The 15,565-nt window shown below is 55.6% G+C and carries 20 protein-coding genes; 10 read left to right on the plus strand and 10 right to left on the minus strand.

Translation table 11 applies throughout. The annotated features are described in order from the left end of the window. Window positions 1-56 precede the first annotated feature (56 nt). Together ymfI and JC200_RS01635 are read left to right on the plus strand one after the other, a co-directional pair. Window positions 57-875 carry an elongation factor P 5-aminopentanone reductase gene (gene ymfI / locus JC200_RS01630; RefSeq protein ID WP_274434440.1) on the plus strand — a complete coding sequence of 273 codons (819 nt, stop codon included), beginning with the start codon at window positions 57-59 and terminating at the stop codon, window positions 873-875. A 181-nt stretch (window positions 876-1,056) separates the two neighbouring features. Then, on the plus strand, window positions 1,057-1,746 hold the full coding sequence (locus JC200_RS01635) for a hypothetical protein (RefSeq protein ID WP_274434441.1): 690 nt from the start codon (window positions 1,057-1,059) through the stop codon (window positions 1,744-1,746). 31 nt (window positions 1,747-1,777) lie between these two features. Here JC200_RS01635 and JC200_RS01640 read toward each other — a convergent pair whose 3' ends face one another. After that, on the minus strand, window positions 1,778-3,121 hold the full coding sequence (locus tag JC200_RS01640) for a Ger(x)C family spore germination protein (protein ID WP_274434442.1): 1,344 nt from the start codon (window positions 3,119-3,121) through the stop codon (window positions 1,778-1,780). A 137-nt stretch (window positions 3,122-3,258) separates the two neighbouring features. Between JC200_RS01640 and JC200_RS01645 the strand changes: the two genes are divergently transcribed. Both JC200_RS01645 and JC200_RS01650 read left to right on the plus strand, forming a co-directional pair. Next, a complete protein-coding gene (locus JC200_RS01645) occupies window positions 3,259-3,735 on the plus strand; it encodes an N-acetyltransferase (protein WP_274434443.1) in 477 nt (158 codons plus the stop codon). After that, window positions 3,719-4,966, plus strand: coding sequence for a trans-sulfuration enzyme family protein (locus tag JC200_RS01650; RefSeq protein ID WP_274434444.1), 1,248 nt, complete (start codon window positions 3,719-3,721; stop codon window positions 4,964-4,966). Before JC200_RS01645 ends, JC200_RS01650 begins: the two co-directional genes overlap by 17 nt. A gap of 101 nt (window positions 4,967-5,067) precedes the next feature. Here the strand turns inward: JC200_RS01650 and JC200_RS01655 are convergent, their stop codons facing one another. From JC200_RS01655 to clpP, 7 genes are all read right to left on the minus strand, one after another. Beyond that, window positions 5,068-5,694 carry an RsfA family transcriptional regulator gene (locus JC200_RS01655; protein WP_443111893.1) on the minus strand — a complete coding sequence of 209 codons (627 nt, stop codon included), beginning with the start codon at window positions 5,692-5,694 and terminating at the stop codon, window positions 5,068-5,070. 222 nt (window positions 5,695-5,916) lie between these two features. After that, window positions 5,917-6,171: a hypothetical protein gene (locus tag JC200_RS01660; RefSeq protein ID WP_274434446.1), complete on the minus strand. Its 255-nt coding sequence runs from the start codon at window positions 6,169-6,171 to the stop codon at window positions 5,917-5,919. 15 nt (window positions 6,172-6,186) lie between these two features. Further along, on the minus strand, window positions 6,187-7,386 hold the full coding sequence (thiI, locus tag JC200_RS01665; RefSeq protein ID WP_274436444.1) for a tRNA uracil 4-sulfurtransferase ThiI: 1,200 nt from the start codon (window positions 7,384-7,386) through the stop codon (window positions 6,187-6,189). Between the two features lie 41 nt (window positions 7,387-7,427). Further along, a complete protein-coding gene (locus JC200_RS01670) occupies window positions 7,428-8,582 on the minus strand; it encodes a cysteine desulfurase family protein (RefSeq protein ID WP_274434447.1) in 1,155 nt (384 codons plus the stop codon). 124 nt (window positions 8,583-8,706) lie between these two features. Beyond that, a complete protein-coding gene (gap, locus tag JC200_RS01675) occupies window positions 8,707-9,765 on the minus strand; it encodes a type I glyceraldehyde-3-phosphate dehydrogenase (protein WP_274434448.1) in 1,059 nt (352 codons plus the stop codon). Window positions 9,766-9,908: 143 nt separating this feature from the next. Beyond that, complete coding sequence (locus JC200_RS01680; protein WP_274434449.1) at window positions 9,909-10,970, minus strand: SAM-dependent methyltransferase; 1,062 nt, start codon at window positions 10,968-10,970, stop codon at window positions 9,909-9,911. Further along, window positions 10,967-11,554 (minus strand): ATP-dependent Clp endopeptidase proteolytic subunit ClpP, encoded by a 588-nt coding sequence (clpP, locus tag JC200_RS01685; RefSeq protein WP_274434450.1) that lies wholly within the window; start codon window positions 11,552-11,554, stop codon window positions 10,967-10,969. Before clpP ends, JC200_RS01680 begins: the two co-directional genes overlap by 4 nt. 183 nt (window positions 11,555-11,737) lie before the next feature. On the opposite strand from clpP, the gene JC200_RS01690 reads away from it, so the two are divergent. After that, window positions 11,738-12,163, plus strand: coding sequence for a YgaP family membrane protein (locus JC200_RS01690; RefSeq protein WP_274434451.1), 426 nt, complete (start codon window positions 11,738-11,740; stop codon window positions 12,161-12,163). Between the two features lie 71 nt (window positions 12,164-12,234). Here JC200_RS01690 and JC200_RS01695 read toward each other — a convergent pair whose 3' ends face one another. Beyond that, window positions 12,235-12,411 carry a hypothetical protein gene (locus JC200_RS01695; protein WP_274434452.1) on the minus strand — a complete coding sequence of 59 codons (177 nt, stop codon included), beginning with the start codon at window positions 12,409-12,411 and terminating at the stop codon, window positions 12,235-12,237. Window positions 12,412-12,706: 295 nt separating this feature from the next. Here JC200_RS01695 and JC200_RS01700 point away from each other — a divergent pair, with 295 nt between their 5' ends. Together JC200_RS01700 and JC200_RS01705 are read left to right on the plus strand one after the other, a co-directional pair. Beyond that, on the plus strand, window positions 12,707-13,162 hold the full coding sequence (locus JC200_RS01700) for an IDEAL domain-containing protein (RefSeq protein ID WP_274434453.1): 456 nt from the start codon (window positions 12,707-12,709) through the stop codon (window positions 13,160-13,162). A 40-nt stretch (window positions 13,163-13,202) separates the two neighbouring features. Beyond that, complete coding sequence (locus tag JC200_RS01705) at window positions 13,203-13,472, plus strand: DUF3055 domain-containing protein (RefSeq protein ID WP_274434454.1); 270 nt, start codon at window positions 13,203-13,205, stop codon at window positions 13,470-13,472. 57 nt (window positions 13,473-13,529) lie between these two features. On the opposite strand, the gene JC200_RS01710 is transcribed toward JC200_RS01705, so the two are convergent. After that, window positions 13,530-14,003, minus strand: coding sequence for a DUF1292 domain-containing protein (locus JC200_RS01710; RefSeq protein ID WP_274434455.1), 474 nt, complete (start codon window positions 14,001-14,003; stop codon window positions 13,530-13,532). A 276-nt stretch (window positions 14,004-14,279) separates the two neighbouring features. Between JC200_RS01710 and JC200_RS01715 the strand changes: the two genes are divergently transcribed. From JC200_RS01715 to JC200_RS01725, 3 genes are all read left to right on the plus strand, one after another. Beyond that, on the plus strand, window positions 14,280-14,498 hold the full coding sequence (locus JC200_RS01715; RefSeq protein ID WP_274434456.1) for a hypothetical protein: 219 nt from the start codon (window positions 14,280-14,282) through the stop codon (window positions 14,496-14,498). Between the two features lie 29 nt (window positions 14,499-14,527). Further along, window positions 14,528-14,914, plus strand: a complete 387-nt coding sequence (locus tag JC200_RS01720; protein ID WP_274434457.1) for a YlbF/YmcA family competence regulator — start codon at window positions 14,528-14,530, stop codon at window positions 14,912-14,914. A gap of 91 nt (window positions 14,915-15,005) precedes the next feature. After that, window positions 15,006-15,317, plus strand: a complete 312-nt coding sequence (locus tag JC200_RS01725; RefSeq protein WP_274434458.1) for a DUF1292 domain-containing protein — start codon at window positions 15,006-15,008, stop codon at window positions 15,315-15,317. Window positions 15,318-15,565 lie beyond the last annotated feature (248 nt).

The raw sequence follows: 15,565 nt of genomic DNA on the forward strand, positions 1-15,565 counted from the left end.
CGTCGACTTGTGCTAGACTGAAGAAACAAGGCCAGACCGGACAATGGAGGAGTACATTGAACCAACAGCAACAACAACCGCAAGAGCAACACGAGGAAGCTACAGCTATGCGGTCGCAGTTCAATTCGCCAACGCGCCCATTAGGTGGACAAGTCGCCATTGTGACGGGGGCGAGCGGTGGCATCGGACAAGCGATTGCACGCGAACTCGCGGCAGGGGGAGCGGACATCGTGGTCCACTACCACTCTGGTCAAGGTGAGGCCGTGCAAGTCGCAGAAGACTGCAGACGCTTCGGCGTTCGAGTGCAAACGGTGCAAGCGGACTTGGCAGTTCCAGAGCAAGCGGCCGGCATCATCACCGCAGCGACTGCGCTCGGGTCGCCGCAAATACTCGTCAACAACGCCGGCGTCTCGCACACCGCGCTTTACGTGGAGACCTCACTCGAAGCGTTTGAGCACGTGCTGCGTGTCAACCTGGTCGCTCCACATCTATGCATGCAGAGCGTTTTGCCGCACATGCTTCGCCAAGGTTATGGCCGCATTGTTAACGTTGCCTCGGTTTGGGGAATGGTGGGTGGTGCGAATGAAGCAGCATACTCTGCTTCAAAAGGGGGACTCATTGCCCTCAGTAAAGCACTTGCCAAGGAACTCGGACCTAGTGGCGTGACAGTGAACGTGGTCGCCCCTGGCGCCATCGAAACCCAGATGCTCCATGACCTCACTGAGGCGGACCGAGCCGAGCTGAGAGACCGCGTCCCCGTCGGGCGCATCGGCAGTCCAACAGATGTAGCCGCAGCAGTTGCATACCTCGTTTCACCGGCGGCTAGCTATGTAACCGGGCAAGTGCTTAGCCCAAACGGCGGATGGCAGACCTGAACGACGGTTCCCTCGATTCCGGTACCCCAACTACCTGTCCGCCTACAAATTTACGCGTGCTCCCGCACAACCGCCCTGCCTGAGACAGGGCGGTTTGCATTGGTTACACAGAGCACCACGGCAACTGCGGTTGGCACCTGGCAGCACAGGTGCCACCGCCTGTCGCGGGAGGGATGGAGAAATGACAGCACAAACCGGGCGGCTTACCAAAACCAGAAACTCAGCAGCAGCGCAAAGCGTGCGGGGCACGCGCCAGCAGTATCTTCAAAGAAGAACCAATCTGCACTTGCCGCAGCGCCTGCAGAAGGACGTACGGGCAGAAGCGCGGGCTCTCGGTCTGACCAATGAGGAGTATATGCGCCTTCTCCTGGCGCTTTCGAAGTCTCTACGCCATGGTCTTTTGAAGCAACAAAACATCGATGCCAAAGCACTCTTGCAACTCGCCGAGAGCCCCATCTTCAGCGGGCTGATTCAATACGTCGCAGAGAGCGCGAAGAACCTGACGAGTTCAAAAAAGCAAGACGAAATCGCGGGTAGAGAACCACAGCAAAACGAACAGTCACCCGCAAACCCGCAGAGTGTTCAGCAGCCACAACCAAGCGGCGTGAGACAGCAGTCACAACAGCCTCCGCTGCCAAGTCCAGTGGGAAACAACCGCCTGCCGTGGCCCGCGCAGCAGGGTCCGTTTCAGTCGCCAAGAGCTCAGAACCCAGCGCAAGGAAGTCCAAGCATCCCACCGTTCGGCTTCGCGCCGTACACTCCAGGCCGTTGGCCAACAACAGAGCCGTCACGACCGAACGCAGTCCAGGGTGCTCCTCGGGCTGAGCAGACAGCTTTCCCGCACCTCCCTGTACGAGCGTATTTGCCTTGAAGTTGACCCACACGCTCAGCGTGGTGTCTTGTCACGATTGCATTGGGTTGGAAATCCCGAATCGACGCACCTGTACCTGTGCCTCAACCGAAATCTGTGACCGTCGCAGTTGAGTTGCCCACGGGTAGTTCTGCAGTGCCGCGTCTGTCGCGAAACGACCGCGGATGTAGTCGGAAATCGGAATGACATCCACGCCGTCATCCTGGCACAGGTGTTTCAGTACTCCCGACAACTCGGTCGAGAGCCGTTGTTCAATCCGCTGCTCCAGTTTCATTTGCGAGCTTTGATTGGCGTAGTTTACCGACGCTTGGGTGCTGATGAGGTCTGCTTCAAGAGGCAGGTCCACGCGCACAATCGGCTGTCGACCAAGCTGAATGTCATACCGCGGCGACCCGGCGCGTTTCATCCGCAATGTCACCGTGCGGGCCGGGGAGGTCGGGTCGGAAAACGTAAATCGCGCCTGGGCTAGCCGTCCCTGCAGTAAGGTCACGTCCATAACCTGCCGTCCCGTCAGTTGGTCGATCATTTTGTCGTCCCGAAACACGGTAGCCCCCGCCCACTCGACCGGATTACCGCCAGCACGCGCAACGGTGCCTGCATTGCCGGGTGCTGCGCCACCAATCCCTTCGCTTGTTCCACTGCTCCCGCTCGCACCACTGACTCCACTAGAAGAACTCCCACCGGACGAACCGCTCGCTGACGCCCCCCCACGACTTTGCGAGCTCTGAACAGATTGGTTCACAGCGCATAGTGGAAGGAGCGGGTTGGCAAGGTTCTCCTCGCGGCTGCGCAGGTAATCGTGGAGTGTGACGACCGGAACCACTCCGCTGCGTCGGCCAATCTCGATGATGTCGTCCGCCCACCGGCTGGTCGATCGGTCAAGAACCGGCTTGTTCTGACTCAAGATGTCCTTTGCACTTCCTTGGCTGACCGCAAGCAGCATCGTGCGCCGAAATTCCCGGAACCGAACCATCGGGTATAACTGTGCCGACAGACCTGCCTTTGCCACATCCGCTCCGAATACTACAAGCCCCAAGTGTGACAGGTTGAGACTGCGCTCAACACTTGAGTTGGCCATCTGCATTGCTTCCACCAGACTCCGAGCACGGAAGGTGATCGGTCCAGACGCCGCCTTTGGTTCCGTACCACTCTGACCGCCACCTGATGGACTGATTGGCAGCGCGATCAAGAAACTGCAGTCCACCATGTTGTTCGGCGCTTGGTCAATACCTAGCGCCACGACAAACGCCTGTTGTTCCAACTCCATCCGGTCGTAACACCCAGTCGTCAGCAGACTGCTGAAAAGAATCAGCGACAAAGCTAAGGTAACCTTTACCCAGCGGACGCTTCGGATTTTATAATAAGTACGAGTCAACGCATTCACCTGCCGATACTAGCTTGTCTCAAGGCCAGTACGGACATGCAAAGAGCCCTCTGAGTGTGTGTTTGGACGCGCCCAACGAGGGCCTTTCATGGTAGTATGAATGGGGTGCAACAAGGAGGGAAATAACGATGAAAGTGGAACGGTTAAAAATTAACTACCGGACTTTAGAAGAGTTCAAGAAGTTCCACGAACACGGGTTGGAAGAACTTTCGATGTACGAAGACCTCCGTGCCAACTTGGTCGAAGACAGCAGCAGCTCTCCGTTTTACGGCGTTTACGAAGATGGCAAACTTGTGGCTCGAATGAGTTTGTACCCGATCGATGCTCGCTTTGACCGCTACTTTTCCCCACCGCGAGACCACTTTGAATTGTGGAAGCTCGAAGTTCTTCCCGGCTACAAAGGGCGTGGGTTTGGTCGAGCCTTAGTCCAGTATGGACAGTCCCTCGGCGAACCGATTAAGACCAACGTCCGCTACGGAGCACAGGACTTTTTTACCAAACTCGGATTCGAGCCCGTAAAATATGATCCAAATCGCGATCGCGGCGAAAACCCGTACGTTTGGATTCCAGCTACAGAGGACCAGTCATATGAACCCACGCGTTAGACTGCGACCAGAGGTTCTGCGCCGGTTACACGCGGATGCCGAACGCCGACGTATACGGCAGAGTCAGGAAAGTCCGATTCGCCCAGAGGTTTCGCCAATTTACCCAAGTTCTGTGTACACGTTTGACGACCTCGACGCTATTCAAGCGTACTACGAACACGGCCACACGAGTGATGCATACGTCTATCGCAGGAACGGACATCCAAATGAGCGACCTGTGGAGGCCTACATTGCTGCACTTGAAGGGGCGGAAGCAGCCGTGTTGTGCAGTTCAGGAATGGCTGCGATCGCACAGACGTGCTTCGCACTATTGCACCCCGGCGACCACGTGATTGCGACCAAGCACCTGTACGGCGGGACTTACGCCTTCTTTGAACAGACTCTTTGCACCTGGGGCGTGGACATCAGTTATGTCGACCTGAACGATACTCTCAGCTTGCGCAAGGCCTTGCGGCCGGAGACTCGGATGGTCTATGCGGAGACGATTGCAAATCCCCTGTTACAAGTCTGTGCTCTGCCCGACGTCGCTGCCTTTGCCCGCCGACACAGCCTGCAGCTCGTCGTTGACAACACCTTTGCCACACCGCTTCTGGCCCGGCCTCTTGAGCATGGCGCAACACTGTCGCTCCACAGTCTAACCAAGTTTCTGAACGGGCACAGCGACGTCATCGGCGGCGCCGTGACAGGCGACCGCGACACAGTAGAGAAGGTACGGAAGTTTTCCGTCATGTTTGGCGGGACCCTGTCCCCATTTGACGCTTGGTTAACAGAGAGGGGCTTACAAACGTTCGCGTTGCGGTTTTCAAAGCAGTGTGAAACGGCGCATTTTTTGGCAAATGTTCTAGCAAACCAGGCCGCGGTCCGGACCGTCTACTACCCTGGGCGCGAGGACGACCCTAGCCACGCGCTTGCAAACCACGTCTTTCACGGTGGCTACGGAGCTATGGTATCGTTCGACCTGCACGGCGGGTACGAAGCTGCCAATGCGCTCGTGCGCAACCTTTCGACCATCCGTTTAGCTCCTTCGTTAGGCGGTTTGCATACTACACTCTCGCATCCCGCCCTGACGTCGCACCGCGCTTACTCACAGAACGAACGAGAAGGGCTGGGCATCACCGACGGCCTACTGCGACTATCTGTCGGCTGTGAGGAGTACGAGCAACTCGAATCGGAGCTGACACAGGCGTTTGAACCGTTGAACGCCGTGATTAAACAACAGCAAGCCCATTAGCCGTTGACATGCTGCACGGGATGGCAGAGAACTAACATCCACAATCCAAGAAGCGGCAGGTCTGCATCTCCTGCCGCTTCACGATGTCCCGACTCAAGGGATTATTCCACTTGCTCCATTGACCCGGCAGTATCGATCCGTTCTAAACTCCCGTACTCGTCAATGCGGTACATAAACCCTTCTTTGCTCACGTCATCACCGTTGAGGAACGCTGCCTTACGCGCACGCTCCATGATCTTGACCAAAGCGCGATAGTCTTCAACCACCGTCTCGTAATCTTTCTCCAATTTCGCGTGGTCCGTGCGTAGGTCTTGGTAGACGCGGTCGACTTGCTCGAACTTTTCGCGCCACTGCACTGCCTGGCGCTCCGCAGCGCGCCATCTCGACGCCCACTGCTGGGCAGTGCTCTTTTCCTGACGGAGGAACCGCAGCACTTGAGCCCAAGTCATCAGCGTGGCAGTCGGGTGGTCGTAGTCTCCGCCCTCAAGCTGCGCCTGAACTTTTGCAGACTTTCGCTCCTTGCGGTCTTCCTTAGCCAACTCAATCTCGCTTCTGTGTTGCTTGCGTACACAGGCGTTCCACCGAAAGCCACATGCAGCCGCCGTTCGCCCTAGACGTCTGCTAGCTTCATTAAATCCCGCCAACTGCGTACTTCCATCTCGAATGTGGTTCAGTACTACCTCTGCCAGAATGGCGTCGTCTTCCGTAGTCCATGCGTCCTGACGCATGGTTCGCAGGCTTTGCTTCATCGTTGCTGGCCCCCTGATTCATACCGCGATCCAAAGCAGCGGAATTACCGCATATTCAGCGGTTGCGGCGTTCCCGCCGCCTTCCCGCGCTATCACGAAGCTATCACTTGTTATTCCCAAACATACAAGTATTTAAACACGACTGTATTCAAAGAGAGCCGCCCCTTGTGCAATCGCACTTGTGGGACAGCCCTCTGAGGGTCACATCGTATTGCGCAAGCGTCTACGTGATTCGAGTTTCCGCCACCCTTTGCGACGGTAAATGGCAGGTTCCCCGCCTGTGAAGAACTGTAAAGCAGCTCCTCGTGCGGCCGGTTCGTCATCTCGCTGTGCCCGCAAAATCCGCCACAGCGCAAGACCAGCAAACAACCAGCGGCCGCGCATCAACCCACGCCACACCGTGTAGGCTACGGCAAGCGCACGAAACACACGTACAGTCAGTCGGAGCCATCGCACTCGCATCACCCCTTGTTAGAGTGTGCGCTGCACCTGCGCCTTAAACATCTTCTGCTCGGTTTGTGCAACGGCATCTTCCACCAATTTCTCCACGTCAAGGCTTGTTTCAGCACGTTCTGCCTCGTCAATTTTTGGTTTCGTTCGCGGGCTCTTCGGAACAAAAATTGTGCAGCAGTCCTCATAAGGTAGGATAGAGATGTCGTACGTGCCAATCTCCCGCGCCCGGCGCATGATATCAACCTTGTCTTCCGTGACAAGTGGACGCAGAATCGGAAGGTTTGTCACTGCGTTTATCGTTTTCATGCTGTCGAGCGTCTGACTTGCCACCTGACCCAAGCTTTCCCCTGTAACCAAGGCCTTCAGTCGCCACTGGGTCGCAAGTCGCTCAGCGATACGCAACATCATTCTGCGCATCACAGTAATACTCAGTTCATCCGGGCAGTGTTTGCGAATCTCTGTTTGAACCTCGGTAAAGTGCACCACGTGCAGTCTTACACGACCACCCCAGTTTGCCAATACCTGAGCCAGGTCTTCAACCTTTTGCAGAGCACGCTCACTGGTAAAGGGAAAGCTGTGAAAGTGAATGGCCTCTAACTCGACTCCGCGTTTCATCGCCAGCCAGCCTGCAACAGGACTGTCAATCCCACCAGACAAGAGCAGACCGACCCTGCCACTGGAACCGACTGGCAGTCCACCTAGGCCTGCGTATTTGCTCGCGTACACGAAGCCCCCTTCATCACGCACCTCGACGTACACTGTGAGATGAGGGTGATGTACATCGACGCGCAAACTCTCTATCTCTTCCAGGATACGCCCGCCAAGGAGGGCAGCAAGTTCTGGACTCGGTATTGGGAACCTCTTATTCGCCCGACGCACGTCAACTTTAAAGGTCGTCGCGACTTGCTCAGACGACAGAACCGCTTGACGCGCGGCGGCGAGTGCAGCAGCGGTCAGCGCCTCAACAGACAATTCAGTCCGCTCCACCGGGCTGACAGAAACCACGCCGAAGACTCGGCAGACTTCACGCGTCACGGGTTCGGCGGGATTCCCGGCCAAGTGAACAGAGATGCGACCTCCAATGCGTTCGACTCGGACCCCCTCAAAGGCACGCAGCGCACGCTGTACGTTGTGCGCGAGAATCTTTTCAAAGTCACTGCGGTTGTGACCCTTCAAGCTGATCTCCCCGTAGCGCACGATCAACTGGTCTACCGCCATGTCAATTCCTCCTTCAAACTGCACCTTCCTGCAACTCCTTGCTAGCGTTTTCTGCGAGTGACCCCCGTCAACCAGCGCACCTGCTCTGATACCACTGACAAAGCCTGTTCGACCATTTCAGGCGTCAACCACCAGCCGAGTGAAAAACGGATTGTGCCTGTTACTTCAGCCTCACTGCGACCCATCGCAGTCAGCACATGACTTCGTGAAGCATGGCCACGGCGAGTAGAGCATGCCGATCCCGTTGACACGTATAACCCCTGCGCTTCAAACGCGTGGACTAGCACTTCACCCCGTAGTCCCGGAAAGGAGGCGCTGACGATATAGGGAGATGCGCTTTCGGGACGCTGCACAATACAGCCTGGAATGGCCTCTAGTCCCTCGATGAGGCTTGTAGCGAGCGCCGAACAGAGCGCCAGGTTGTGCGTGTGTTGTTCTGCCGCAACGGCAGCAGCTCGACCCAACGCAATAATCCCTAACACGTTTTCTGTCCCAGACCGCAGTCCGAACTCCTGTCCGCCACCGTAACAAAGCGGCTCGAGTTCCAGTCCGTCGCGCAGGTAGAGTGCTCCGACGCCTTTCGGGGCACCGACTTTGTGTCCTGAAATGGAGTACAAGTCTGCGAACCGGACTGCAGTCGCAGTCTCCAACTTTCCAAACGCTTGGATACCATCGACGTGAAACAGGGTCTTAGGTCTTTCCCGGAGCATCTGCCCGATTTCAATGACTGGTAAAATGGCACCCGTTTCGTTGTTTACATGCATGAGGCTGACTAACACTGTATCGGGTCGCACTGCGGCTAGCACATCTTCAGTTCGCAGACCGCCGTCTTTTCGAGGCGAGATGAACGTGACTTCCCAGCCTTCACGCTGCCATCCCCGCGCTGCTTCCAGGACAGACGGGTGTTCAATCGCGGACGTCAAGATGTGGCGTCCGCGTTCCCGAAAACGTCGGAGCACCCCCGCAATGGCTAGGTTGTTTGCCTCAGTTCCGCTACCAGTGAATATGACTCGTCCACTCTTTGCACCAAGGTGAGCAAGCACCGCGCGACGCGCAGTCTGAATTGCGCGGTCCGACGCAACTCCTTTAGCGTGCAGAGAAGACGGGTTGCCATACAGCGAGAAACTATTTGTCAACGCCTGCTCAACCTCGGGCAGTAGCGGAGTCGTCGCAGCACCATCAAAATACAGTTCCATGGGACAACCTCCTGGTGGTTCCCCGCTATCGTATCACGAAAGGCTATCTCCATGACAAGGGCGCCCTCCGCCGGAGAGCGCCCGTTCCTGCTGTCTGTCCAGAATACCAAAAAACGTAAATCCCTTATGCGCGCCACAGCACTGGCGTATCCACTGGAGCCTGAACAGCGTCTGGAGACCGTGACACGAGTCGAACCAAGTCGACCATGCGGCAAGAATACCCCCATTCGTTGTCGTACCAAGCCAATACCTTGACGGACCCGTTGTCCATCGAAAGCGTCGATTGCGCATCGATGATGGCGGACCGTGAATCCCCGTTAAAGTCTACAGAGACAAGCGGTTCCTCCGTGTACCCCAAAATACCAGCCAACTCAGATTCTGCTGCTCGCCTGAGCACATGGTTTACTTCCGAGGCACTTGGCACGCGCGAAAGTTGCGCAACCAAATCGACAATCGACACATTCGGCGTCGGAACCCGCAGTGACAAACCGGCCAACCGGCCGTGCAGCTCAGGGAGTACCAATCCAATCGCCTTCGCCGCCCCGGTACTCGTCGGGATAATCGATTCCGCCGACGCCCGTGCCCGGCGCAGGTCCTTGTGTGGGTTGTCAAGGTTTCGTTGGTCATTCGTATACGAGTGGACTGTTGTCATGAGTCCGCTCTCAAGGCCAAACTCGTCGTGCAAGGCCTTGACTACAGGTGCCAAGCAGTTCGTTGTGCAGGATGCCCCAGATACAATATCGTGAAGGTGGTCATCGTAAGATGAGTCATTGACACCCATTACCACCGTGATATCCGCATCAGCAGCAGACTTTGCCGGCGCGGTTAAAACCACCTTACGTGCACCTTGTGCGAGGTGAAGTTCCATCGTCTCCCGAGTTCGGAACACTCCCGTTGACTCCACCACAACGTCGACGCCAAGGTCCCCCCATGGCAACACAGACGGATCACGACTGTTCAGCACCCTCGTGTATTTACCTCGGCACAACCAACCTTCTCCGGCAAGTTCGAGTGGCGCATCGAACCGACCGTGTACTGAGTCATATTGCAACAGGTGCGCTAACACAGCTGCGTCTGCGGTACCGTTGACGGCCACCACCTCGATGTCATCAGACTGCAGCGCGCGTCGGTACACCATCCTTCCGATTCTTCCAAACCCGTTGATGGCAATGCGAATGGTCAACTCAAACGCCCCTTTGCACACGTTTGCGGCTCCACCTCATCTTACACAATCCGCAGGAATTGTTCCATACTCATTTAGCCACGACCATCAAATAGTATGTCACAATTCGGTGACAGGTGCACAAAACGCCGCCGGGGTCATTTTTATGTGACATTCCACTCGCATCCAAATACCTGAAACCGTTCCCCCATTCCCCCTGGCATCACGAGTTGCTTCAGTTGCCCAGACCAGCCCAACCTTTGTTTCACTGATTCTAGACCGCTCGAAGCAAGCGCGGTCAGGCGTGTTTGACACGCGTCCGCAATCCCGTGCGACATTAGGTATGTTCCTTGCGACTCGAGAAACCGAAACTGGAACCCGGCGCTCTCGGCGGCATTTCGAACGTGATCCCAGTTCACATCCGCTGTGATATCTTGTGCTCCGACGTGATCGAGAACGTCAGTGACTTGGTGTTGATAGTACCCACGCAGCGTCCCTTGCGGACGAATCCCCGACGCCCACTCTTCACGGTCAATACCATAGTCGATCAGCAACGCGAAAACGGGAGGACCGCCTGCAGTCAAGCGCGCAAAGAACCGCGCAAGCCCAGGACAGACCTCCCCTATCGTGCCATCGGGAATCGGAAGAAATTGGTCGGCCAGGGACGCAATACTCGCGTCAGCCGACTGCCACATCCATTGATAGTGGCCTTGCGAATCCAACTTCACATACGCCTGCTGCCACGAGTCCCCAACTCGACGCACACGCTCGACTGGAAGCGCATCAAGCACTTCATTGGCCACCACACAGGTCGGTACGTCCGTGCGCGGTTCACCGAAGTGATAATGGAGCCGTGTGTCTTCGTCGTGCACAGCGTTCGCCTGAAACGTTTGCAGACGCCGAGAACGGTCTACCAGTGTGTATGTAATCGTGCCTGAACACAGCCGCACAAGCGCAGGCCCAAGTACGGCGGCAAGCTCTCCTTGCCCGCCCCCGTACTCGACCACTTGAAGTTCCGTTGGTTGGCCCCAAGCGTCCCATTGCTCTGTCAACGCGTTTGCGAGCGCCTGCGCAAAAAGCGGCGACTGAGCGGCAGTGTAAAAGTCTGACCCTTTGCCACCGATGGATACAGCACGCGTGTAGTACCCGTCGTCACCGTACAAGGCCAATTCCATAAACTGCCCAAACGACAGTTCGTCCCTGACGCTTAGAACGCTGGTGTTCACTTTCCGCTGTGGGTGATAATATCATCAATCAGACCGTACGCCTTAGCCTCTTGTGCTGACATAAAGCGGTCACGGTCAGTATCCTGTTCAATTTGAGACAGCGCTTGGCCGCTGCGGTCGGCGAGAATCTGATTGAGGCGCTGGCGAGTGCGGATGATGTGCTGCGCGTGAATGGCGATGTCAGACGCCTGTCCGCGCGCTCCGCCAAGGGGTTGGTGAATCATAACTTCAGCATTCGGCAGCGCAAACCGTTTGCCACTAGCCCCTGCGGTCAACAGAACGGCCCCCATGCTGGCAGCCAAACCCACACAGATTGTGGAAACATCTGGTTTGATGTGCTGCATCGTGTCGTAAATGGCGAGGCCGGCTGTCACCGAACCACCCGGGCTGTTAATGTACATCTGGATGTCTTTGTCGGGGTCGTCCGCAGCTAGAAACAAAAGCTGTGCTACGACCGCGTTCGATACCTGGTCGTCGATTTGTGTACCGAGGAAAATAATTCGGTCTTTCAGCAAGCGTGAGTAAATGTCGTAACTCCGCTCCCCACGGTTTGTTTGCTCGACAACGTACGGAATTAAGCTCATACAGCATCCTCCTATCGAATCACGTTCGCGATCTTGGCCACGATCACAGTATGCCTCAGCAGCGCCTTTTAGTCAAGAATAGTCAAAGTCAAACATTCTGGCTTATCACAGTCACAACATACCAAGGCCACCCATGGACAATACTACTCATGCAAGTGAAGCGGCTGCAAAGGGGTGACGAAAATGCAGAACAACATTGGCACCGTAGATAGGTACGTACGTCTGACGGCCGGACTTCTTGCCCTCGGTGCCAGCTTCAGTATGCGGCGCCAAAGCCCAGGACGGGCGCTGCTGATGTCGCTTGGCGCAATGAAGGTCGCTGAAGGGGTGACGGGCTGGTGCCCGCTCATCCAACTGGCACAGGCAACAAGCCAGCAAACAACTTCAGCAGCCGGCCAGAACAAAGCACAAGGTACGGAAAAATCAGCTCGTTCCACCAGCGAGTCCGGACAACAACCCGAACAGTCCACAGAAACCTCCGGGCATGCTCGAGATGGTCAGCACACCTTTGCACCGCGCCGTGTGCGAGCTGTGCGAAAGCGGACAGAATCAGGACAGAACGGGCACACGCACGACGGGCGCATGCACCAGAGCTCCGCACTGCAGTAACCGGATCGACAAAGGGGATTCACGCACCACGGCAAGGGTGCGGAATCCCCGTCGTTCCATGCCCACAATGCTCACGTCGCTTCCTGCCGAAAGCGGACGCCAAATTTCCCCCGGCGGGTTTGATAAACCTGCACCTCGCTCTGAGCCTGGGAGCCACGTATTCGCTCGTCGGCCTCCACCCACATCACAGCACAGTACGCTTCAAACTTGGACTGATACAACCCGGCAAAGTACACCCACCTATCCATGGCCCCCGCCTCCCTGCGGGTATTATGCCGCTGGGCAGAAGGCGTTTAGTCCGGCAATCTTTGGCGTCGCGCAGGGGCGCAACCAGCACCTGCTGTAGGGCATTAATGCGACGGGCAGTCAAAGGTCTGTCGCACAACACGGGGGGCATTCGCCGCTTCTCTAGTGATACAAAGTTTGATATGATGCAAGATAATACAGAGCACACTGCACTTCACGAAGCGCCAACGAGTGCGCACGCGAAGTGCCCGAGAAGGGCGGCGGCCTTCGTAAGAGCATGAATCGGGAGGGATCGCGATGATTGCCAAAGAAGACATCTTGTCCCTGAAGGCAAAAATCCTGCCTTCGGGCGCTGATCAGATTCTCGATTTTTTGGCTGGCCGACACCACCAAGTTGAGCTCACTCACATTGTTTTGGAAAATGTTCCCTTACTGATTATCGGTCGGCACGGCATGATCGCGCGCATTCCAGTCGGCGGCGTGCTACAGAAAGTCAGCCAACCAGCAGGCATCCTGGAACTACTGCAGACCTTTTTTCAAAAACAAGAGACCCTTTACCTGTTCATCAACCTGCCTGAGCTTCCGGTGCCGGCAGAAGTGACACGTGTTTTGCAGGAAGTTCAGTCACGTGCGCAACGCAAGGAGGAACTGCGCAAATTGATCGACCGGGCACTAGACGAACGGGACTCCGCGCTGTTCTACGAAGCCTCGAACGAATGGCGAAAACTCAACCTATCCGACTACAGCGGGTGACACGTGGTTTACCTGAATTAACATTGAAAGGACGAAATGGATGAATCACGACGGTATTCTCTACGATGAAACAGAGCACACCTCGACGCGGTATGTCGGCTACGCGGGCGAACACGGCCGCTACGATATCGCCGTAACGTCGACGACTCACTTCTATGGGAAGCGACTCGTCTTCGTCATTCAAAGTGGAAAGACCGCCATTATGAACGACGACGATGCGGCAAATACCGCGTATGTGATGGACGTCTTTGGCGTTACGGACGAAGCCGAAGGAACAGAACTAGCGCAGTTTCTGCTCGCCAACCTGTAGGTCATGACGCGTCTGTGCCTCCGGCATCAACTGTGCGGCACAGACGCGGGTCACTAGCTAGTGTTCTTCCGTAGGCATAATGCGCATCATCTCTTCGTGCTGTTCCACGAAGGCCGCAGCGACTTGTTCGTATTCTGCATCCTCTGGGACCTGCAACTCGTAGTTTGGCGCTTCCCCTGCAATGCGAAACAACACCACTTCCGGTGCCTCGCTGTCGCTCTCTCGGTCGTAGTACGCACCATACTTGCGCTTCCCAATCACGAAATAACTGCCGAGCGCGTACGTCCTGCTTTCTTTGTCTGACTCCTGCACTTGAATTAAGAAGATGCCCTGAATATTGTCAAGGATGGTGTCCGTAAACTTCTGCCCTGGATAATCCAGCAACAGTTCGCCATCTTTCTGCTCGACAATCCGAAATAGAAACTTCGCGTCATCCCTCTCCCAGGACAACAGCAAGAGATGAGCGTCTTCATATAAAAATGCATACTGCTTCGCGTTCGGAAACGCGAGCCTCGGTTGTGTCCACGCCATTACAGATTCCTCCATTCAACTGGGCACATTGGCAGTTAGGCAGAAAAAAAGCAGCGGGCACCGCCCCCACTGCCCACTCGCAGACACGCGAGGGTCTTCCTAGATGTCCTTTCTCAGAAACCGTCCTGTTTAGATTAAGAATCTATTCGACTCTGGTCAAGTCCTCTGCGGGAGTGTTCCCTGCACGTTTGTGCTATAATCATGCTGGGTTCTTTGTACGTTGCAATGGGCGAGAACGCGGACTGCTGTCACACCGGAGTGGAAGGGGCGCACATCGTGAGGAAAACCTTAGCCATCCGCTATCTGCTGTTTGGGTTGTTGTTTGCGTTGGTCATTGTCGGTCTAATCTCCCATGCCTACCCCTTACTGGTCGGATGCATTGTGGCGGCCATCATCCTTGGTGTCATCGGTGATAAGGTCGAGAACGCGCCGACCGAGCCATTTCGCAAGTACAACGAACTTCATCACAGACACCACCATCACGAAAATGTCTGACGCACTTCGCTAGAACCAGGAGGTACCGCATGATCGACCGCAACGAACTGTGGGCCGAGGCCGACGAACTCGCTGACCTCATCATCCAGTCCCCCGAGGTGATTCACTACCAAGAGGCGGAAAAGGCACTCAAGGCTACGCCGAAAGCGCAAGCCAAAATGACACAACTGCGCGACCTACAGGAACAGATTGCTGAATACCAGGCTCGTAAAGTACCGTTTGAACACTATAAGTACCTGATGCGCGACATGGAATCACTGCTGGCGGAGTTGGAGACAATACAGGAAGTTAAAACATTCCAAGGCGCACAAACAGCACTGAATGAATTGTTGCAAACCGTCTCAAACCAACTGTCACGCGCCGTGCTAGAACGTGTGACCGGTGAGGACAGCGGATGCACGTCGGGAGATTGTTGACGTAACCGGTGAACCCGTGCTTTGACACTGCAGGCGGGACATGATATTCTGTTCGAGTTATTTTTTCCCACCGGAGGAAGGAAGGTTTTGAATGGCGAATCACGATGATCACGACCATGATCATGACCACGAATTTACCGACGATGAAGTCATCGTGCTGGAAGACGAAGACGGAACAGAACACAGCTTTGTGCTCGGCGAAGTACTCACCGTAGAAGGTAGGGACTACGCAGTTCTGTTGCCGATTGAAGAGGATTTGGAAGAAGGCGTCATTTTCCGCATCGACGGAGAAGATGGCAATGAGATGGTCCTCGCCGACATTGAAAGCGACGAAGAGTGGCAAAAGGTCGTCGATGCCTACAATGAAATGCTCGACGAAGAGGAAGGCGAAGACGAAGACTGACATCTTCAGGAACTGAGGCCAACCATAGGCAGCCCGACTTTGTAGCGGGCTGCCATTGTTATTACTTGACCCAAGCAACTAAGCCAATCGCCAGTACCAAGCATAGCAACATGGCTACAACAGGATTAAGTAACGAGATCACAGTCACACCCCGCCTTTCTACTCCTTGTCATCATAATGAAGGTTCCACGCAGAATCAATGCCTCAGTCTCGTCTAGTATGTTTGTACTAGTGCACATTACCTAGAA

This window comes from Alicyclobacillus sp. ALC3, assembly GCF_028751195.1.
Classification (GTDB): Bacteria; Bacillota; Bacilli; order Alicyclobacillales; family Alicyclobacillaceae; genus Alicyclobacillus_L.